The organism is Streptomyces sp. DSM 120436 (genome assembly GCF_055778765.1).
The window spans coordinates 78,454-97,893 of record NZ_JBSKBS010000002.1 but is presented as its reverse complement, the minus strand read 5'-3'; the positions used below and the strand labels follow the sequence as shown (position 1 = coordinate 97,893).

Annotated in this window: 18 protein-coding genes and 5 pseudogenes; 9 read left to right on the top strand and 14 right to left on the bottom strand. The window is 68.4% G+C overall.

Going from position 1 to position 19,440, the window contains the following annotated elements; all coding sequences use genetic code 11:
- Positions 1–251: 251 nt before the first annotated feature.
- Both ACWH4W_RS22215 and ACWH4W_RS22210 read right to left on the bottom strand, forming a co-directional pair.
- Entirely contained in the window at positions 252–506 is a 255-nt protein-coding gene (locus ACWH4W_RS22215) for a hypothetical protein (RefSeq protein ID WP_473077624.1), read from the bottom strand.
- 19 nt (positions 507–525) lie between these two features.
- The gene (locus tag ACWH4W_RS22210) at positions 526–1,341 is read right to left on the bottom strand and encodes an endonuclease domain-containing protein (protein WP_473077623.1); all 816 of its coding nucleotides are present in this window, start codon (positions 1,339–1,341) and stop codon (positions 526–528) included.
- Positions 1,342–1,818: 477 nt separating this feature from the next.
- Here ACWH4W_RS22210 and ACWH4W_RS22205 point away from each other — a divergent pair.
- A pseudogene (locus tag ACWH4W_RS22205) lies at positions 1,819–2,088 on the top strand (Tn3 family transposase); the annotation flags it as partial.
- A 49-nt stretch (positions 2,089–2,137) separates the two neighbouring features.
- On the top strand, positions 2,138–2,491 hold the full coding sequence (locus tag ACWH4W_RS22200) for a Tn3 family transposase (RefSeq protein ID WP_473077622.1): 354 nt from the start codon (positions 2,138–2,140) through the stop codon (positions 2,489–2,491).
- Positions 2,492–2,561: 70 nt separating this feature from the next.
- On the opposite strand, the gene ACWH4W_RS22195 is transcribed toward ACWH4W_RS22200, so the two are convergent.
- The 3 genes from ACWH4W_RS22195 to ACWH4W_RS22185 all read right to left on the bottom strand — a co-directional run bounded on the left by ACWH4W_RS22195 (position 2,562) and on the right by ACWH4W_RS22185 (position 5,554).
- Positions 2,562–3,899 carry an MFS transporter gene (locus tag ACWH4W_RS22195; RefSeq protein ID WP_473077621.1) on the bottom strand — a complete coding sequence of 446 codons (1,338 nt, stop codon included), beginning with the start codon at positions 3,897–3,899 and terminating at the stop codon, positions 2,562–2,564.
- Positions 3,896–4,549: a helix-turn-helix domain-containing protein gene (locus tag ACWH4W_RS22190; protein WP_473079229.1), complete on the bottom strand. Its 654-nt coding sequence runs from the start codon at positions 4,547–4,549 to the stop codon at positions 3,896–3,898. The genes ACWH4W_RS22195 and ACWH4W_RS22190 overlap by 4 nt, the downstream gene beginning before the upstream one ends.
- Before the next feature lie 187 nt (positions 4,550–4,736).
- Positions 4,737–5,554 (bottom strand): IS5 family transposase gene (locus tag ACWH4W_RS22185; RefSeq protein ID WP_473077620.1). Its coding sequence is split into 2 segments (ribosomal slippage): positions 4,737–5,206 and positions 5,206–5,554, totalling 819 coding nucleotides; the frame shifts between segments, so codons are not numbered across the junction.
- Positions 5,555–5,742: 188 nt separating this feature from the next.
- Here ACWH4W_RS22185 and ACWH4W_RS22180 point away from each other — a divergent pair.
- Together ACWH4W_RS22180 and fabG are read left to right on the top strand one after the other, a co-directional pair.
- Positions 5,743–5,901, top strand: coding sequence for a hypothetical protein (locus tag ACWH4W_RS22180; RefSeq protein ID WP_473077619.1), 159 nt, complete (start codon positions 5,743–5,745; stop codon positions 5,899–5,901).
- 216 nt (positions 5,902–6,117) lie between these two features.
- Positions 6,118–6,912, top strand: a complete 795-nt coding sequence (gene fabG, locus ACWH4W_RS22175; RefSeq protein ID WP_471591307.1) for a 3-oxoacyl-ACP reductase FabG — start codon at positions 6,118–6,120, stop codon at positions 6,910–6,912.
- 94 nt (positions 6,913–7,006) lie between these two features.
- On the opposite strand, the pseudogene ACWH4W_RS22170 reads toward fabG, so the two are convergent.
- Positions 7,007–7,727 (bottom strand): annotated as a pseudogene (locus ACWH4W_RS22170) (IS6 family transposase).
- Positions 7,728–8,456: 729 nt separating this feature from the next.
- Between ACWH4W_RS22170 and ACWH4W_RS22165 the strand changes: the two are divergent.
- Both ACWH4W_RS22165 and ACWH4W_RS22160 read left to right on the top strand, forming a co-directional pair.
- Positions 8,457–8,768, top strand: a pseudogene (locus ACWH4W_RS22165) (transposase); the annotation flags it as partial.
- An 87-nt stretch (positions 8,769–8,855) separates the two neighbouring features.
- Positions 8,856–10,250, top strand: coding sequence for an IS30 family transposase (locus ACWH4W_RS22160; RefSeq protein WP_473077618.1), 1,395 nt, complete (start codon positions 8,856–8,858; stop codon positions 10,248–10,250).
- A 612-nt stretch (positions 10,251–10,862) separates the two neighbouring features.
- Here the strand turns inward: ACWH4W_RS22160 and ACWH4W_RS22155 are convergent.
- The 4 genes from ACWH4W_RS22155 to ACWH4W_RS22140 form a co-directional block, all read right to left on the bottom strand.
- The gene (locus tag ACWH4W_RS22155; RefSeq protein ID WP_473077617.1) at positions 10,863–11,045 is read right to left on the bottom strand and encodes a hypothetical protein; all 183 of its coding nucleotides are present in this window, start codon (positions 11,043–11,045) and stop codon (positions 10,863–10,865) included.
- 70 nt (positions 11,046–11,115) lie between these two features.
- Positions 11,116–12,186, bottom strand: a complete 1,071-nt coding sequence (locus tag ACWH4W_RS22150; protein WP_473077616.1) for an alkene reductase — start codon at positions 12,184–12,186, stop codon at positions 11,116–11,118.
- A 58-nt stretch (positions 12,187–12,244) separates the two neighbouring features.
- Positions 12,245–12,895 carry an SAM-dependent methyltransferase gene (locus tag ACWH4W_RS22145; protein ID WP_473077615.1) on the bottom strand — a complete coding sequence of 217 codons (651 nt, stop codon included), beginning with the start codon at positions 12,893–12,895 and terminating at the stop codon, positions 12,245–12,247.
- A gap of 61 nt (positions 12,896–12,956) precedes the next feature.
- Positions 12,957–14,393, bottom strand: a complete 1,437-nt coding sequence (locus tag ACWH4W_RS22140; protein WP_473077614.1) for an MFS transporter — start codon at positions 14,391–14,393, stop codon at positions 12,957–12,959.
- A gap of 186 nt (positions 14,394–14,579) precedes the next feature.
- Here ACWH4W_RS22140 and ACWH4W_RS22135 point away from each other — a divergent pair, with 186 nt between their 5' ends.
- From ACWH4W_RS22135 to ACWH4W_RS22125, 3 genes and pseudogenes are all read left to right on the top strand, one after another.
- Positions 14,580–15,149, top strand: coding sequence for a helix-turn-helix domain-containing protein (locus tag ACWH4W_RS22135; RefSeq protein ID WP_471590185.1), 570 nt, complete (start codon positions 14,580–14,582; stop codon positions 15,147–15,149).
- Positions 15,150–15,903: pseudogene (locus tag ACWH4W_RS22130) on the top strand (IS5 family transposase).
- Between the two features lie 8 nt (positions 15,904–15,911).
- On the top strand, positions 15,912–16,466 hold the full coding sequence (locus ACWH4W_RS22125; protein WP_473077613.1) for a peptidase inhibitor family I36 protein: 555 nt from the start codon (positions 15,912–15,914) through the stop codon (positions 16,464–16,466).
- A gap of 146 nt (positions 16,467–16,612) precedes the next feature.
- Here the strand turns inward: ACWH4W_RS22125 and ACWH4W_RS22120 are convergent.
- The 4 genes and pseudogenes from ACWH4W_RS22120 to ACWH4W_RS22105 form a co-directional block, all read right to left on the bottom strand.
- Positions 16,613–17,822 (bottom strand): annotated as a pseudogene (locus tag ACWH4W_RS22120) (IS3 family transposase).
- 106 nt (positions 17,823–17,928) lie between these two features.
- Positions 17,929–18,447, bottom strand: coding sequence for an IS630 family transposase (locus tag ACWH4W_RS22115; RefSeq protein ID WP_473079228.1), 519 nt, complete (start codon positions 18,445–18,447; stop codon positions 17,929–17,931).
- Positions 18,360–18,989: a winged helix-turn-helix domain-containing protein gene (locus tag ACWH4W_RS22110; RefSeq protein WP_473077612.1), complete on the bottom strand. Its 630-nt coding sequence runs from the start codon at positions 18,987–18,989 to the stop codon at positions 18,360–18,362. Before ACWH4W_RS22110 ends, ACWH4W_RS22115 begins: the two co-directional genes overlap by 88 nt.
- Positions 18,990–19,025: 36 nt before the next feature.
- Positions 19,026–19,292: a hypothetical protein gene (locus tag ACWH4W_RS22105; RefSeq protein ID WP_473077611.1), complete on the bottom strand. Its 267-nt coding sequence runs from the start codon at positions 19,290–19,292 to the stop codon at positions 19,026–19,028.
- Positions 19,293–19,440: the final 148 nt, after the last annotated feature.

Below are 19,440 nucleotides of genomic sequence, written 5' to 3'. Positions count from 1 at the left end.
CAACTGGACCAGGTAAGCGTCCGAGGGGCGCTGCCAGGGTTCCATGGTCAAGTCTGCACCGGCCATGCGGATCAGGCTGATCGCTACTACTGCGTCCACGCTGTCGCCTTGAGGTTCCCCCGAGATGCGGGGGAACCTCACCTCGGCCATGAGCAGTCTGAGGTCACATCCGCTGGAATGGTGTACCGGCGGCCACCGGGTGGTCTCGTCATTGCCCGGCCGGCGTTGGTATCGGGTCTGGCGTTGTTGGCTCAGAAAAGTGCCTGGCCCTCGCTGCTGGTGTCCGCGATGACGGGCCGGATCTGGGTGGGGAGGTCGTCCAGGCGGTCGGGGCCGGCCTCGGCCGCCACGGCAGGCACGGTCTCGGCCAGCCAGATGCCAAACCGCTCGACGGCTTCACGGTAGGGGACGTGCGCCAGGACGCGGTGCTCGCCGGAGGGGCACAGGTCGACGACGACGGTGAACCGGCAGGAGGCGGGCGCGTGGTGGCTGCCGGTCCAGGACACGCGCAGCGCGCCGCAGGGTTTACGCCCGCGGGAGACTGCCGGGGTCGCGGTGGGTTGGACGCAGTGGCCGGCAGGCTGTGTGGGCGGTCCATGCAGCAAGGTGGGGCAGGGGCAGGGTGGTGCGGGCGCGGCAGCCGGGGCAGCGGTGCCAGTGGCGGAGCCAGTCGGCGGCGTCAGTGTGGAAGAGACGTGTATAGCGGTCGGCCACGCGGATGTCGTTGCTGTAGAGGTGGTCGGGTCGTTCCTGGGTGTTGCAGGAGTGGCAGAGGGGGGCGCGGACGTAGCCGTGTTCGTGGCAGTGGTCGAGTACGGCGGCCGGCGCGGTGCGGCAGACGGCGCACGCCCACCCGGCCACCTTGCGGGAGATGCCGGGTTTCCTGCTGAGTACTGAGTACAGATGGCCTTTCAGCTCCCCGTTGTACGGGCGCAGCGGGGCGGCCGGACGGTCGGGACTCGTCGTCTGCGGGGCGTCGACAGTTCGGGCCGGCCGGTGGCGGGAGGGCGGCTCGGCGACGGTTGCGCCTGTCTGGCGGGTCCGCGCGGCTCGCAGCCACCGCGTTTCGGTGTGCTCGGCCGCGTCCAGGAGCCTGACCACAGCACGCGGCAGCCACCATGTACGCTGCGCTCCGTCTCGGGTCTGCTCCACGAGTATCCGCCGCCAGTCGATCCCCGCCAGATGGCACAGACGACCGCCCGCCCCCTCTGGTTCGTCCTGTTCCTGCAGTTCCCGGGCGATGCGCCGACGCCATCGCAGCAGCGTCTCCTCATGGTGCCCCTGCTTCGCCCCGTCACGGAACGGACCGATGCGAACCAGGTCCCGGCGGTCCGTCTTCACCGCGTTCAGTTCCGCTGCCGCCCGGCGCACCTCAGCCTCCGGGACACTCCACCGGCCGCCGCCGGCCTCCACCGTCACCACCACACAGCCACCGAGCAGGACGTAACCCGCCTGAGCATGGGAAGGAGGACGGGTGAGCGCCACTGAAGCCGTCGGCACCACGCTGTCGGCCGTCAAACTGGCCCACAAAACGTCCGCGGTGCCCAGAGTGATCAGACCGCCCACACGTCCCGGGATGACACGCTCCGACATACCGACAGGCTAACGGCCGACCTCCGCAACGCCTCCCCGTCTGCAACCCCGACGACCACGCACCCACAGACCCGCTCCGGCATAGGCGGCCAGAACCAGGTCCAAGGCCACCGTCAGGCCGCAACCAGCACTTCCAGTCGGCCCGCTACCTGACACCCGTCGTGCACCTCAAAACAGCCCACCCCACCCACCACACCGTCCAGGCGGACAGGGCCACCCCCGTGAGTGCGAGGACGACGGCTGAGCTCGGGTTGGTACGGTCGTGCATGGCGAGCTACCCCCGCGGGTGCGGGGACGACGTGCCGCTCTCCAGGGCGTCCACCACGTCCGGGGAGCTACCCCCGCAGGTGCGGGGACGACTACGCCACCGCGATCCGGACCCGGACCGCGTCCACCGAGGCGATCTTGCGGCGCTCCACCCGTAACGCCTCCCACCCCACCTACGCGGCCATGCTGGAGGTCGGCCGTGCTCAGAAGACCATCTTCGTGGCCCGCTACCTGCGGCGCGGGACCTCCAGCGGGAGATCGAGGGGGCCTGAACGTCATGGAGTCCTCCAACGGCGCCAACTCCGTGATCGTTTATGGCAAGGGCGGGGAGATCACCTCGAACCGGCGCGACGAGCAGGAGATGTTCGTGCTGTGCCTGCGCATCCTCCAGTCCGCCCTGGTCTACGTGAACACCCTCATGCTCCAGGACATCCTCGGCGAACCGGAGTGGGCCGAGCTTCTCACGCCTGCCGATCGGCGCGGCCTGACCCCGCTGTTCTGGTCCCATGTGCGACCGTACGGGGAGGTCAACCTCGACATGGGCAACCGCCTCGACCTTGCTGCGGTCAAAATTCCGGGCCCCCGAGTTGCGACGGACGCCACCGACCAGCAGTCATCTGAGCGTGCGTGAAGCTGGCGAGGCCAAAAGGAGCGGCGGGAGGGAGAAGAAGCCCGGATGGTCCACATCCCTCCCGTGGACGTCATGTCGCTACAGTCGCACTGCCTTGTGAGGCGTCTTCCTTGGAATGCGGCTTCACGACGCCCCGCCCACGCGTACGGTCCATCTCGCGCCATTCCGGCCGCAGTCCAGCCAGATTCGTGGTGAGGAAGTACGTGGCACCGCAGGCGAGCAGCACCGGCACGAGTCCGACAGCGGTCACCGCCGCCCCTGCGAGCAGCCCGCCGAGGGGGATACCGGCCCAGGCCAGCGAGTCACCGAGCGCGTTGACCCGGCCCAGCATCCGGCGTGGCACCCGCTCGACGAGGACGGCCCCCAGCACTGGGTTGACGAAGCCGCCACCGAAGCCACTGACCGCGAAGACGGCCAGCACCGCCCACAACGGAGCATCGAAGGCGAGGATCAGGAACCTCGGTGCCCCGACCAGCAGGAACCCGGCGAGAACCACCACCCGCCGCCGCAGCCGGTGCGCGACCGCCGCGGCGATCAGGCTCCCGCCGACCGCCGCGGCCCCCATCACGCTGCCCATCAGGCCGATCACGGTCGGCCCGTTGCCGGACTCCCTGGCCCAGACAGGTACGAGCACCGAGGTGATCGCCGCGTCCAGCAGGTTGGTGATGCCACACATGACGATGACGGTGAGCAGCAGCGGCTCGCCGCGCAGAAAGGTGAAGCCCTCGCCGAACCGCCGCCAGTAGCCCGGTCCCGTTCCCCCGGCCGGCGAGGGGGCCTCCTCGACCGCGTGCCCCATGCCGCGAGGCAGCGCGAGTTTGATGATCATCGATCCGAGGGCGAAGCAGCCGGCGTTGACGGCGAGTCCGGTCAGGGGACCGAGCAGCGCGACCAGGGATCCGCCGACCGCCAGGCCGACGGTGGAGGCGAGCCGCTCGATCACACCGGCCAGACCGGTGGCCCGCTCCAGCGGCACTCGGCCGTGCTCGGCCGCCTCCGGGACCATCACCTCCTTGGCCAGGTCGCCGGGTCCCCGGGCCGCGCCGATCAGCGCGACCAGAACCAGCAGAAGGGGAAAGGACAGCAGGTCCAGGGCGTGGAGCAGAGGGACCGCGGCGGCGGCGGTCGCGCTGGCCAGATCGGTGGTCCAGGAAACGGCACGCGGGCCGATCCGGTCCACCAGCGGCCCGGTGAACGCCTTGACCACCACGTAGGGCGCCATCTCGCAGAAGGCGACCAGTCCGGTCTGGGTGGCGCTGCCGGTCGTGACGAGGACGAACCAGGGCAGTGCCACAACGGAGATCCGCGTGCCGGTCAGCGACACAGCCATGGCCGCCAGCACCCCGCTCAGCGGCCGTAAGGATCTCTTGCCGGGTATGCCGCCGGCCTCCGAGGCGTCGTCGGTCATGACGCCGGGCTTCCTTCCTCTTCCTGAGGCCCGGAAGGGAGCGACGGCGCGGCAGGCGCATCCAGTTCGGGCAGCATCTGCGTGATAACTCCGACCCGCTCGGCACCCTCCGGGGCACTTGCCGCCGCCTCGGGCGTGTCTCTGCGGTACCGAGAGATGACGGCCCTCAACTCCTGCCGCAGGGCGACAGCCTCTTCAGGCGTGAGCCGCAAGGCCCAGTCGCTCATGTCGAAGGTGTCCCGCCACGCACGGGGCATCGTCTGCAACTCGTTCAGCGTCTGCTGAGTGCGCAAAGTGTAGGTGGTGGCGACGGATTGCAAGAAGGCCAAGATGGCCTCGGGCTCTCGATCGGCCAGTTCGCGGTCGTTGAGCTCCGTCATCTGATGTACCGCGCGCCACCAGCGCTCTCGCGCGTTGCCGCGCTCAGTGTCCTCCTCGACGAAGCCAGCCGCGCCGAGCTGGCGCAGGTGATAGCTGGCTGTCCCGGAATTCACTCCCAGCCGCGCCGCGAGACGGGTGGCTGTCGATGGGCCGTACTTCCGCAGCAGCCCCACCAGATGCACACGCACCGGATGCGCCATGGCACGCAGCCCCTTGGCATCCAGGACAACGGAGTCCTCTTCAAGGTTCGGGCCCTCTGGCCTCTTCATCGCGTCGGTCACACCACACAGGCTAAACCGCAAAGAGTTCTTCGCAAAGGATTCTTCGCGAAGAACTCTTTGCGGTCTGCTTCATGCGCGAGGCCCCGTGCTCATCCATCGACCGATTGATGAGCAAGATCGGTAAGTGGCGGCGCATGACCGGATCGAAGCCGGACCGTGCCCATAAGACCGTGTCCTACGTGGTGAGACGGATGAGTCGCTTGTAGCAGCACAGGGCGGCGGCGAGGCCGGAAAAGGCCAGGTAGTTGCGGGGATCGGGTTCGTAGCGAGGGCTCAAGCGACGGTGGCCGGACAGCCACGACATGGTGCGCTCGATCACCCAGCGGCGCCGCCCCCATCGCTCGCTGGACTCGATTCCCTTGCGGGCGATGCGCACGCCGATCCGCTTCCCTCGCAGCCATCTGCGCAGGTCAGCCCGGGCATAGGCGTTGTCGGCGTGCAGGCGCTGGGGCTTGAAGCACCGGCCGCGGTGGGGGTCGTGTCTCGTTTGGTGACCCTCCACCATCGGCTTCAGCCCTTCGCTGTCGCGGGTGTTGCCGGCCGAGACGCCGACGAGGAGGGGCAGGCCGTTCGTGTCCGACAGGATGTGCATCCTGGAACCCGGCCTGCCCCGGCCCACGGGGCTCGGACCTGTGTGTTCGCCCCTTTTCTCGCCCTCACGTGGGCGGTGTCGAGGACGACGCGGGTGACGTCGAGGAGGCCGGCGTCGTCGAGCCGATGCAGCACGGCCTCGTGCAGCCGCCCCCAGACACCGGCTCTCGACCAGATGAGGAACCGCCGATGGGCGGTCGACTTCGATATCCCGAAGCAGGGCGGCAACGCACGCCAGGCGCAGCCGGACACCAGGACGTAGATGATCGCGGCGAACAGCGTCTCATCAGGCGTGTCTTGCGTTCCTCCGCCCTGCGGCCGCACCTTCGACGGCGAGATCAGCGGCTTCGCGATCTCCCACAACCCGTCCGGAACCGTCCGACTCCACGTACCCCGCCCCATGAACGGACCAACGACGCCTCACCACGTAGGACACGGTCCACAACCGAGAGATCGCACGCTGTCGTTCGGCGTCTTTCGCAACATCCCACCGAACGCTCCTCAGGTGCCTCAATGGACCACGACCACCCAACCAGCTGCCGGAAGGCGCTCGTCGTGACGCGTTCCTCATTCTGCCCCTGGCCGCCCTCGTGCTGAGCGTGATCGGCCCCCTGCTGACCACCGCCGTCGCAGTCCTGTCCCATGACCCCGCCCGCCGCGCCGACGCCCGCCATGTCCTGCACCTGCTCCTCACCAACACCCTGATCCGACGGCGCCCCACCCAGCACACCCAACCGCCCGCACCCTGACACCCAGCAGCACACCACCTGGCCGGCACACGAGTGGGCCGCACAGCGCGCCCCCAATCCCATTGCTTTGCTCGACGAGTTCGTCGGCTCCTGAGCCCGCCCCATACACGTACCGGCCGGTCCTTCGCCGCCACGTCCGGGTCTGCCGCTAGCGTGACCGGGACAGCGGCCGGGCTTTCCCGGCGGTGGAGGGATGGCAGTGAAGGAGCGAGCGGTATGACGTTCACACGCTGGGAGGACCGGTCCGTGATCGTAACCGGCGGAACGCGGGGAATCGGGTTCGGCATCGCCGAACTCTTCGCCCGGCAGGGAGCCGCCGTGTTGCTCACGGGCCGGCACGAGGAGACGGCCCGCGAAGCGGCGGACGGTCTCGCCCGGGTCACGGGCGGGCGGGTCGCAGGTCTGGGCGTGGACGTGCGGCGGCCCGGAGAGATCGAGAGGATGGCGGCCGAGGCCGAACGGCGGTACGGCGGGATCGATGTGCTGTGCGCCAACGCCGGGATCTTCCCGGAGCGTCCGCTGCGCGAGCTGACCGCCGAGGACGTGGACGAGGTCTTGGACGTCAACCTCCGGGGTTCCATCCTGTCCGTGCGGGCGTGTCTGCCCGCGATGGAACGGGCTGGCCGCGGCCGGATCGTTCTGACCTCCTCGATCACCGGCCCGGCCACGGGCTACGCGGGGTGGTCCCATTACGGGGCCAGCAAAGCAGGACAACTGGGTTTCCTGCGCGGGGCGGCTGTGGAGCTGGCCCCGTACGGCATCACGGTCAATGCCGTCCTGCCCGGGAACGTTCGCACCGAAGGGCTGACCAACCTCGGGCCGGACTACCTGCGCCGGATGGCCGGCTCCATCCCGCTGGGGCGGCTGGGTGAGACCGCCGACGTCGCACACGCCGTGCTCTTCCTCGCCTCCGACGAAGCCTCTTTCGTCACCGGTCAGTCCCTCATCGTCGACGGCGGCCAAACCCTCCCCGAATCCCTGGACGCCTTCGCTGACCCCGTCACATCCTGACCTCGGTGGAGAACCGCCGGCGCTGTCATGTTGTTGGGTGTGCGAGTGCCTGTCGGGGTGTTGTGTGGGGTGGAGCCGGGTTCCGGTTCCGGGCTCAGGCCGCGGCGGGCCTGCCGGCGACGCCGGTGACCTGGTCCCAGATGGTGAAGCGGACGGTCATTTCGGTGCGGTAGGCAGAGGCTGTCAGCAGGTGGCGGCGGGGTCTGAAGTGGGGTGAGATGCCGCTGAACGCGGCCAGGGACCGCTGCGCCCTACCGGTGGTGCGGAAGGTCTTTCATGGCGCGTTCGCGTTGCCGGGTGGGCTGGTGGCCGTTCTCGGCCCGGTTGTTCAGGCCCTTGTGGGAACGGTGCTCGACCGAGGGCATGACCTCGCGGTGGGCGGCGCCGCAGGAGTGCAGTTTGTCGGTGACGACCCCCCGCGGTACCGCACCGGTCCTCTTCAGCAGCCTGCGGAAGAAGCGCCTGGCGGCGGCCGTGTTCCGCCGGTTCTGCACGAGGAGGTCCAGCACGGTGCCGTCCTGGTCGACGGCCCGCCACAGGTGCTTCCGCTCTCCGTCGATCTTTACGAACACCTCGTCCAGATGTCATTTGTCCCCGGGCCTCGGCCGGCGGCGGCGCAGTCCGTTCGCATAGGCCTGCCCGGACTTGGCGCACCACCGCCGGACCGTCTCGTACGAGACGGCCACACCGCGTCCAGGCATCAGTTCCTCGGCCTCACGGAAGGACAGCGGAAACCGGAAGTACAGCCACACGCAGTGGGAGATGATCTCGACCGGGTACCGATGGCCCTTGTACGACGGCGACGCACTGTCCACGGACACCCCCTCCGCATGATCAACCAGAAGATCATCCCACCAGCTCAGCCAACGCGACAGCGCCGTCAAGAGGGTTGGAAAAAAGTCCATGGCGACCGTCGTCGGTGGAGGAGCAACCGGCTGTATCGCGTCCCTGACCACCGGTTGCGTCACGGGCGCAACAGTCGGCGGTTTCGCCGGCGCTGTAGGAGGTGCCGTGCAAGGGACCTATGAGGAACTGCAATGATTCGCAGCGTTGAGGAGTGACGTAATGCTGGACAGCAAGGCCCAGACCAGGCTCGTAACTGGCATCATTCTCCTGATCCTCACGGGCCCCTTCGTACTACCGCAGATCGACTGGGGCACGGCTGGCATGGTCTGGCTCGTCATATGGGGAGGAGTCGCCGGGCTGCTTGCCTACCCCGTCGCGGCACTGTGGCATCGACTTACAGCCGACCGACGAGGACCGACCAGTTGATCCGGCAAGTTCGACCGGCCGATTTGGTTCAGCATCGCTGTCGACATCATGGCCGGCCCGTGGCTCCCATCACGAGTGCCTCACGATGAGGAACGCAATGACTCGTTGAGGCAGCGGCCTGCCATGCCGGCGGGCCGCTGCCGCATTCAGTGCGTAAAACGACTCACGGAGGGACTGTGAAGCGTTCGGTGTAACTCCTGATCAAGGAAGATGCACCGATGTGAACCGCTCTGGTTCGAATGGGGACTTGATTCCGTGTAAGGACCAGAGTCATGGCACGTCCCTCCTCCTGCCCGCCTGAGCTGCGCAAGCGCGCGGTGCGCATGGTCGCCGAGGTCCGCGGTGACTACCCGACGGAGTCCGCCGCAATTAACGCGGTCATGGTCAAGCTGGGCATCGGCTCGCGCGAGACGCTGCGCAAGTGGGTACGTCAGGACCAGATCGACTCCGGACAGCGTCCGGGGACGATGACGGAGGAGTCCGAGCAGATCAAGGCGATGAAGAAGGAGATCGCCGAAGTCAGGCGGGCCAACGAGATCCTGAAGGCCGCGGCGAGTTTCTTCGCGGCCGAGTTCGACCGGCCACACCTGCGCTCGTAGCGTTCATCGACGAGCACCGGGACGGCGGATTCAACTGGTCGTCGCAACACCCTGTGACTGCGGAGGTGTTGAATGGCTCGTCGTCAGCAGGCAGCGGATCGGGCGGTGCGTCCGAAGCTGAGGTCCCCGGGGCATCCGAAGTACCAGCGGCACGTCGAAGCGGCGTTCTGGGTGGAGATCGCCAAAGGGCTGCTGGCCGAGGAAGCCACGGTTGTCGTCGGTGTGGCGCCGGCGGTGGCCACACGCTGGTTCCGGCAGTGTGGCGGCATGCGACCGTTCGATCCGAAGCCGTCTTCTGGCAGGTACCTGTCGTTTCGTGAGCGGGGGGAGATCGCGCTTCTCAAGGCCCGGGGCAAGGGCGTGCGTGAGATCGCCCGGGACATCGACCGTGATCCGGGGACGATCTCCCGTGAGTTGCGGCGCAACGCGGCCACCAGGGGCGGGAAGCTCGACTACCGGGCGTCGGTCGCGCAGTGGAAGGCCGACATGGCTGTACGCCGCCCGAAGGCGGCGAAGCTGGTCGCCGATCCGCGGTTGCACGCGTATGTCCAGGAACGGCTGTCCGGACAGATCAGACCACCCGGCGGCCGGGCGGTCGCAGGTCCTGCGACCGGTGAGTGGACGGGACGGAACAAGCCGCACCGCAAGGACCGTGCATGGGTTCAGGCATGGAGCCCGGAGCAGACAGCGAACCGGATCAAATCCGACTTCCCGGATGATGAGTCCATGCGCATCAGCCACGAGGCGATCTGTCAGGCGCTCTACATCCAGGGCCGCGGAGCGCTCAAGCGCGAGCTGATCCTGTGCCTTCGCACGGGCCGTGCACTGCGCGCACCGCGGGTTCGCTCGCGCCGCAAGACCTGGGCACACATCACACCCGAGACGCTTATCAGCGAACGGCCCGCCGAGGTCGAGGACCGCGCCGTTCCCGGCCACTGGGAGGGCGACCTGATCATCGGGCTGGAGCGTTCCGCGATCGGCACCGTCGTCGAGCGGTCCACCCGGTTCACGATGCTGATCCACCTCCCGCGCGAGGAGGGCTACCGGCACAAGCACACGGTCAAGAACGGCCCCGCGCTCGCCGGCTACGGGGCGATCACCATGAAGAACGCCCTCGCCGGTGCGATGTCGTCGTTGCCCGGGCAACTGGCACGGTCGCTGACCTGGGACCGGGGAAATGAGCTGTCGGCGCCCACGCAGTTCAGAGTCGAGACCGGCATCCCCGTGTTCTTCGCCGATCCTCACAGCCCGTGGCAGCGCGGGACGAACGAAAACACCAACGGGTTCCTGCGCCAGTACTTCCCGAAGGGAACGGATCTCTCGAGGTGGTCGGCCGAGGAGCTTGAGGCTGTCGCCCACGCTCTGAACACCAGACCCCGTAAGACGCTCGGCTGGAAGACGCCGGCCGAGGCGTTCCACGAGCAGCTACGGTTGCTCCACCAAACCGGTGTTGCAACGACCGGTTGAATCCAGTGAGTACACACCCGCAGAACTACGGAGAGAAATACGCAGATCGGGGCTGCGGCAGAGCATGGGAGGAACAGGGTCCTGTTTCGACGCCGCCGCCGAGTCCTTCTTCGCGGTCCTGAAGGAGGAGACCGGGGCCCGCCGCTGACCCGACCGGACCACCGCCCGCGCCGGGATTTTCGCCTTCATCGAGACCTTCTACACCCGCAGGCGGCTGCGGAAACACTCGCACTGGGGCCACCTGACCCCGCTGGAGATCAGGCAGCGACACGAGCAAGGACATGCCCTCGCGGCGTGAGTACGGAGTGTCCAGTATCACGGGGAAGTTCAGTCCCGCCTCTGAGTGAGAACGGGTTCTGCGAACGAATCCGGGATCGGCGGGGGGTTGGCGGCCCGTGATTGATCTTACTCGCGCAAAGGACCGTTTGTGAGAGTTCCTGTGCGTACAACTCTGGCCATGCCCGTTCCGGGAAGAGCACCAACGGGTACCGGCGGCTCTCACGGAGTCGGCTGGGAGGTATCGCCCGTCGGCGGTGGACCGCGGCATGCTCTTGGTCCCTCCGGGCCGTCCAGGGCTGCGGATCCCTGGACGGCCCGGCGAGCGCAGGGGTGTCAGCCCACAGTGGTACTGGGCTCGCCGTCCCATGCCACCGGCAGGCTGGCCGGTCGGATGAAGGCCTCGTCGTACTCCCACGGGATGTCGCGTTCGTTCATCCCGAGGATGAGGCTCGGGAAGCGGTCGAACAGTGCCTGATAGGCGCCGCAGAGGAACAGTTGCGGCGCGTTTTCCGGCACCGCCGGATGTTCGGCGGTGCAGGATGCGTGAGCAACTGCGTGCATCCCAGGTGGATCAGAGGTCGGCACCCTACGCCAAATGTGGGTAATCGGTGTAGCCACGGTGGTCGCCGCCGTAGAAGGTGGTGCTGTCGGGCTGGTTGAGCGGGGCTCCGGTCTGCCAGCGCTGTACCAGGTCGGGGTTGGCGATGAAGGCACGCCCGACCGCGACAAGGTCGGCCTGTCCGGTGGTGACCAGTTCCTGTGCGGCGGTGAGGTCGGTGACGGGGTCCCAGCCGTTGCTGACGATGTGGGAACCGCTGAAGCGTTCCGCGAGGTCGGTGAGCAGCGGGGAGGCGGGGTCGCCGATGGTGTGCAGGTAGGCCAGGCCCATCCCGGACAGCGCGTCGACGAGGGTGCGGTACGTGGCCGCGGTGAGGTGGGGGTCGGTCTCCAGCGCGCCGTGGAGGTTGATGGCGGGGGAGATGCGGATGCCGACGCGTTCGCTGCCGATGGCGTCGCTGACGGCCTGTGCCACCTCGATGACGAAGCGGGCACGGCCCTGGGGGGAACCGCCGTAGTGGTCGGTGCGCTGGTTGGTGGAGGGGGCGAGGAATTGGTGCAGGAGGTAGCCGTTGGCGCTGTGCAGTTCGATGCCGTCCAGGCCGGCGTCGGTGGCGGCGCGGGCGGCGCGGGCGAATTCGTCGATGACCTCAGGGATCTCGCCGGTGGTCAGGGCGCGCGGGACGGGGTGGGGCCGGGAGCCGGCGGCGGTGAACATCGTGCCGGGTGCGGCGATGGCGCTGGGCGCGACGGTTTCGGCCTGGTGCTTGTTGTCCGGGTGGGAGATGCGACCGGCGTGCATGAGCTGGGCCACGATGCGGCCGCCTGCCTGGTGCACGCCGACGGCGACGGTCCGCCAGGCTTCGACCTGTTCGGGGGTGTGCAGGCCGGGCGAGTTCATGTAGCCCTGTCCGACCGCGCTGGGCTGTACCCCTTCGGTCACGATCAGTCCGGCGGTGGCCCGCTGGGCGTAATAGGTCGCCATGAGGCTGGTGGGGACGCCGTCGGAGGTGGCCCGGTTGCGGGTCATGGGGGCCATGACGATGCGGTTGTTCAGCTTCCACTTGCCCACCGTGGCGGGTGCGAAGAGGTCGGTCATGAAGATAACTCCTGAAGTGCGGTTGCGGGGTTGTGCGGTGTGCGCAGGGTGCGAAAGGTCAGGCGAGGCGACGTATGGCAATGACCGTGTCAGTGACGGTCGCGGTCTGTCCGCCGGGGCCGGTGGCCACCCGTTGTGGGGTGGCCAGGCGCTGAGGTGTCCACCGCGCCGTGTCGAGGGCGAGTTCGTCGTAGATGTCTTCCGGGCTGGGGAAGTGGGTGTCGGGATCGGTGTTCCAGGCCCAGGGGCGTACTGAGCCGTGGTCGACGATCAGGAGAATTCCGCCGGGAGTGAGCGCGTGTGCGGCGCGGCGCAGGACGCGGGCACGCGGGAAGGCGTAGGGGGTCTGCAGGTACTGGGCGGAGATGAGGTCGAAAGTGCCGTCGGGGAAGGTCTCTGCCAAGTCGTGCTGTTCGGTGCGCACGCTGTTCGCGAGGCCGTTCCGGGCGGCGAGCCGGCGGGTGCGCTGCAGGGCGGTGGGGGCGATATCGACTGCGGTGACGCGCCATTCGTGGGTGGCGAGCCAGAGGGTGTCTCCGCCTTCGCCGCAGCCCAGGTCGAGGGCGTGGCCGGGTACGAGGTGCTGGGCCGTTTCGGCGAGCACAGGGTTCGCGGTGTCCTTCCAGATGCTGTCCTTGCCACGGTAGAGCTGCTCCCAGAAGCCGGCGGCTCCGTTGGCGGCATGGATTTCGCGGATACTTTCGTCCATTGCGTGTGTGCCTTTCCTCCGGGTGACTTCGGGGCGGATCGGGGCCAGGGCTCGGGTGAGTTCAGTGGCCCGTGTAGGGTGCGGCCGCGTCGCCGACCGTGCTCTTGGGCGTCTTCACCAGGGCGAGCAGTGCGACGACGGCAGCGGCCAGGAGGGCGCCCGCCACGATGAACGCAAGGCGGTAGCCGTGGAGGTAGGCCTCCATCTGCACGGCCCGGGGGGCCTGGCCGGGGGTTTCGCTGAGGGAGGTGAGGTAGCCGGTGACGGCGGAGACGTAGAGGGTGTTGAGCAGGGCGGGGCCCAGGGCCCCGCCGATCTGCTGGCTGGTACTCAGGACGGCGCTGGCGACACCGGCGTCGTGCGGACCGACGCCGGACAGGGCCACGTTGGGTCCGACCAGGAAGAACAGGCCGACGCCGACACTGACGAGAACCTGGGTCGGGAGGACCTCGCCCGCATAGCCGGACGCGGTGTCGAGTCGGGTGAGCCAGAACAGTCCCACCGTGGCCAGCGTGCTTCCTGCCGCCATCAGAGTCTTGGGGCCGAGGCGGGTGACCAGCGGGGAACCGAGGGTGGTGGTGGCGATGATGCCGATGCTGAAGGGCAGGAAGGCGATTCCGGCCTGCAGGGGTGTGTAGTCCAGGTTGACCTGCAGGAAGTAGGTCATGAAGAGGTTCATGCCGAACATGCCGGCACCGATGAGGAGGTTGGCCAGGAAGACGCCGGCACGGGAGCGGTCGAGGATGACGCGCAGCGGGAGGAGCGGGTGGGCGTTGCGGTGCTCGACCACGACGAACGCGGTCAGAAGAAGTACGGCCGCGACCAGGAGCAGCAGTGTGGCCGGGGCGGTCCAGCCACCGCCGTCGGCGGCCTGGGCGAAGCCGTAGACGAGGGCGACGAGTCCACCGGTCACCAGCACGGCTCCGGGGATGTCGTAGTGACGGTCACCCGTGGCGCGGCTTTCACGGATGTAGGGGCGGGCGGCGAGGGCCGCGACCAGGGCGATGGGGACGTTGATGTACATGCACCAGCGCCAGCCCGCGTATTCCGTCAGCACTCCGCCCAGCAGCAGTCCTACGGCACCGCCCCCGCCCTGGAACGCGCCGAAGACACCGAAGGCCTTTGCGCGTTCCTTGGGGTCGGTGAAGGCGACGGTGGTCAGGGCGAGGGCGGCCGGGGCGAGGAGAGCGGCGAAGGCTCCTTGCAGGGCGCGGGCTGCGAACAGGATGCCCGGGGTGGAAGCGAGGCCGCCGAGCATGGAGGCGGCGGCGAAGCCCAGCAGGCCGATCAGGAGGATCTTTTTGCGGCCGGCGAAGTCGGCGATGCGGCCACCGAGCAGGAGCAGGCCGCCGAAGGTGAGTGCGTAGGAAGTGATCATCCACTGGCGGCTGGCGTCACTCATGCCGAGATCGCTCTGGGCCTGGGGCATGGCGATGTTCACAATGGACACGTCGAGGACGACCATCAGGGTTGCAATGGACGCCACGATGAGCGTCATCCACCGATGAGGATCCGGCGTGGTGGGGCCGGGCGCCTTTCGGGCGCGGGCGGGGCTGGTCATGGAAATCTCTCCGGAACCGAAAACGAGGGCGACAAGGCGGCGTGCGCCGTTGCATGGCCCGGAGGTTGGAACAGGTCGTGCCGGAAGAGCAAACCTTCATGCTCTTTCGGCAAGATGGGTGTCATGACGAACATCGATCGGGTCCTGACGGCGATCGGACCGCGACTGCGGGCGCTGCGCCTGCAGCGCGGTATCACGCTGGCCGCCCTCTCCCAGACCACAGGGATTTCCGAAAGCACGCTCTCCCGGCTGGAGAGCGGCGGCCGCAAAGCGAACCTGGAGCTCCTGCTCCCCCTGGCCCACGTCTACCGGGTCCCCCTGGACGAGCTGGTCGGGGCGCCCGAGACGGGCGATCCGCGCGTGCATCTGCGGCCCGTCACCCGCGACGGCATGACCTATGTGCCACTGAGCCGCCGCCCCGGCGGGCTGCACGCCCACAAACTCGTCATCAGCCCCAGCAGCGGCGAGCCTGAGCTCCAGGTCCACGAGGGCTACGAATGGATCTACGTGCTGGACGGCCGGCTGCGCCTGTTCCTCGGCGAACGCTCCCTGCTCCTCACACCAGGTGAAGTGGCGGAATTCGACACCCATGTGCCGCACTGGCTGGGCGCCGACGACGATCAGCCGGTGGAGCTGTTGGTCATCTTCGGCAAGCAGGGCGAGCGGGCCCACCTCAAGGCCCGCCCCGCCTGACTGCTCCCTCCTCGTCCGCCGCGTCGTCGCTGGCATCCGGGGCGGCTGCCGGTGGACGACCGGGCCGCCCTGCGCGGGATCGTCTACGTGTTGCGCAAGGGCGTGAGCTTGGCTGATGTGCCGGCCGAGCGTGTCGGCTGTAGTGGGGTGACGCCCTGGCGGCGGCTGCAGGACTGGACCGAGGCGGGAGTCCGGCCGCGTCCGTACGAGGTGTTGCCGGCCGAGTTGCGCAAGACAGGGCTGCTGGAGATGGACGACGCGACCGTCGACGGCTCACATGTCCGGGCCCTCAAGGGGGCTCACACCGGACCTTCGCCGGTCGACCACGGCCGTCCGGGAAGCAAGCACCACCTGATCACCAACCGGCACGGAACCCCCTCGCGGTGTCCCTGACCGGCGGAAACCGTCATGACGTCACACAGCCGACGCCCCTGCTGGACGCAATTCCGCACCTCTGCGGGACCCGTGGCCGCCCCGTCACCGGCCCGGACGCCCGTTCGCCGACCGGGGCTACGACTACGACACGTACGCCGCCTGATCCGGGCCCGGGGCATCGCGCCGAAGATCGCCCGCAGAGGCACCGCTCACGGGTCTGGCCTGGGCAGGACCCTGGGTCGTCGGGCACACCCCCGCCTGGCTCCACCAGTTCGAACGGCTACGGACCCGCTACGGGATACGTGCCGACCTTCACCTCGGCCTGCTCCGACTCGCTTGCGGCACCACCTGCCTGTTACGGCTTCGAACGTCATGCTGAAACGGTCGGTGAGCGGCGAGAACGCCACGGCCCCGCCCTTTCCCAAAACTGTGATCAGCATCACCTCTGTAAACCGCATGCGCGCGGCAACCGTCTTACCACCGGATGCCCTCAAGAAGCGACAGCTGGACGTGGCGACCATGACCGCGTTTCCACAGGCAACGACGGAAAGAGCACCCATGAAACTGACAGTCAGAACCGCCGTAGCAGGAGCAGTCCTCGCCTCCACCGCAGTACTGGGGGCTCCGGGAACCGCATCGGCTGACGACCCCAAAGACGGGGGCGTGGTCCGCTGTCCAGAAGGCAAAGTCTGCCTCTTCGACGGCCACAACCTCACTGGGGACGTCCTGCAGCTCGATCCGGTGAACGTCCCCAACGTCGGTTGGGCGTGGAACGATCGGGCCAGCTCGGTGTGGAACCGCAGCAACAGGTACGCCTGCATCTGGACCGATGCCAACTACTACGGCTACTGGTTCACCATCCCGCCGGGCGCAAAGCAGGAACTTCTGTTCGCCTACGACAACGCGGTGACCGCCCTCGAGTTCGGTGGCTGCGGGGGCTGAGCCGGCTGGTTGACCGAATCCCGCTATCTGCCCGCGCTCCGAGGGAGGGTGGCGGGATGCAGCCGGGCGTGGCGTCCCGCGTGAGGGCGTTGTCGCGTTGTTGGGTGTGTGGGTGTCGGCCCTTGACCCCGAATCCTGGAAACGAGTTATGCGGCTGGTGCCAGCGTAGTTGATGTTGTTCGGGAGGCCGTCTCGTAAGCGATCGGGCTGCGGTGTCCGAGGCGGGAGTGGCGGCGTCGGGTGTTGTAGCGGTGGAGCCAGCCAAACGCATCGAGGTGGGCCTCGCGCTCGCTGGGCCAGCTCTTTCGGTTCTGGAGGGTCTCGCGTTTCATGGTCGCATTCCAGCTCTCCGCCGCGGCGTTGTCCGCGCTGGAGCCGACGGCGCTCATGGACTGCCGGACGCCGGCGCGTCGGCAGGCACCGGCGAAGGCCCGGCTGGTGTATTGGGCCCCGTGGTCGGTGTCATGATCGCTCCCGTGAGGCTGCCGCGGGTCCGCTCGGCGGTGGCCTGGGCGTCGACGACCAGCTCCGCGCGCATATGGTCGGTGATCGCCCGGCCCGCCAGCCGCCGGGACGCGAGGTCGATCACGGTCGCGAGGTAGCAGAACTTCCCGCCGCCGACCGGCAGATAGGTGATGTCCCCGACGTACTTGGTGTTCACCTCGGTGGCGGTGAAGTACCGGCCGATCAGGTCAGGGGCCTTCGCCGCGGCCGGGTCCGCGACGGTGGTCCGGTGCTTCCTGCGCAGCCGAAACCCGGCGATGCTGGCGGTCTTCATCAGCCGGGCGGCCTTCTTGTGGTTCACCGGCTCGCCGCCCGTCTCGCGGAGCTCGGCGGTGACCCCGGGGACGCCGTAGGTGCCGTCCGAGGCGGCGTGGACGGCGGCGATCTCGGCGGTCAGCTTCTCGCCGGCCGCCTGCCGGGCGGCCCCGGCCAGCGCGGTGGCCTGCCAGTAGTAGAAACTCGACCGGGCGATCCCGAGGACCTGGCACAACCGCTTCACGCCGTGCTCGGCGCGCAGGTCGGCGACACACTGGAAGCGGTTCACCAGCGCGTCGCCCCGGCGAAATACTTCGCTGCCTTCTGCAGGATGTCGCGCTCTTCTTCCAGCTCACGCACCCGCCTGCGCAGGGCGACGAGCTCGGCCTCCATTTCCTCGGCCGCCACCGGCGCGGCCGGGCGCGGCGCGGTGTGGCCGCCCGTGCGCCGGCCGTCGGCCGCGCGTATCCAGTTCCGCAGTGTCTCGGTGTTCACGCCCAGATCCGCGGCGACCGACTTGATCGTCGCTCCGGGCCGGGACCGGTACAACGCGACCGCGTCCGCCTTGAACTCGGCCGGGCAGTGCTTCATCGCCATCAGTACAGGACTCCAGTCCTCAGATCCTCAAGATCCAAGTGTCTCTGGTGTCCAAGATCCGGAGTCAGGCTCCGTGGGCGTGACATTTGACGACAGAACCTATTGATCAGAAACTCATGGGGTTCTCGTCCAGGATGTAGCGGACATGCGGGCCGCCGAAGTAGCCGCGGACGATGTGCGGTTGTCGCTGACGCCTGCGGAAGAAGCGGCGGGTCTCGGTGGCGAGTTCGGCCTGGTCCCGGGCCCGGTGCTGCTTGGGCAGGCTGTGCTTGAGACCGGCATTGACCAGCTCGTCGGGGTTCAGCTCGGGCGAGTACGGGGGCAGGAAGTGCAGCTCGACGTCGTCGGGGTGGGTGGCGAGCCAGTCGCGGACCTTCTTCGAGCGGTGCGCGGAGTGCCCGTCGACCACGAGATGGATCTTGTGGTCGAAGTGGCCGGCGAGCCGGTCCAGGAAGCGGCACATCACCTCGGCGGTGAAGTGCTCGGTGAAGACCATGAAGTGCATCCGGCCCTTGGTGCTGATCGCAGACATCGCGTTCACCGGGAACCGGTTCCCGCTCCGCCGCACCACAGGTGTCCTGCCTTTCTCGCCCCATGTGCGGCCGGTGACCTGGTCGGAGCGGATGCCGACCTGGTCGGCGGACAGAATCTCGCCGCCGCCCCTCTTCGCCTTCGCCCGGACCGCGGGCCTGTCTCCTCGTGCCAGCGGTGCACGGCCTCCGGGTCCTGTTCCACGGCCCGCTTGTCCGGACGCTGGAAGGACAGCCCCATCGCCTCAGGTACTTTGCCCACTCCGGGCTCGGTCCGCCGCACCGGGTACAGCTTCGCGATCAGCTCGCCGGCCAGCCGACGCGTCCACCATTGTCCACTCAGCCCCACGTCACAGGGCCGGTGGTCGAGGACCGCCTGCCGCACAGCGGACTGCTCGGCCTCCCCGGGCACCTGGTGCACGCCGACCGGCTTGCCCCGCAGCCGCATGACCAGCGCACCACGGCCGCCCGCCTGCCACTTCGCCCACCACTTGTCGACCGCCTTCAGCGACACCCCGAAGACCGCCGCCGCATCCTCACGCTCCCGCCCCGCCACCAACGCGGCCACCGCCCGCAGCCGCAGGGCCTTCTGCGCCGACGGCGACAGATGCCGCGCGTCCCCCGCCGGATCGCTCACACCCACCCAACGACCCAAAACCCGAACCGTTTCGGATCAATATGCGTGGGCGAGTTCTTGCAGCAGCGCGTCGAGGAACTCCGGGTCGCCGTCGTCGTGGAGGCCAATCTGTGCGCAGGTCATGCCGGCGGCGTGCAGGCGGTCGCGGGTGGTGGCGTGTCCGGGGTGGAGGCGTTGGAGGTGTTGTGCGTGCGGAGTGGCTTCCTCGGTGCGGTCGAGAAGCGCGGCGAGCTGACGGGCGGTGAGGTGGGTGTGGCCGGTGGTGGCGAGGGCGCGTTGTACGGCCCGCTCGTAGGCGTTCATGGGCATCTACCGTAGCCGGGAGCGGTCCGGCCCGGGTGAGGGCGTAAGCGGTGGGCACGGCGATGTAGCGCTCGGAGAGGGAGGCCCCACCAAAAAAGCGGTGTTTGAAGTCTCGCTTTCAGCTACTTGCCACTTCGTCGCAGCTTCG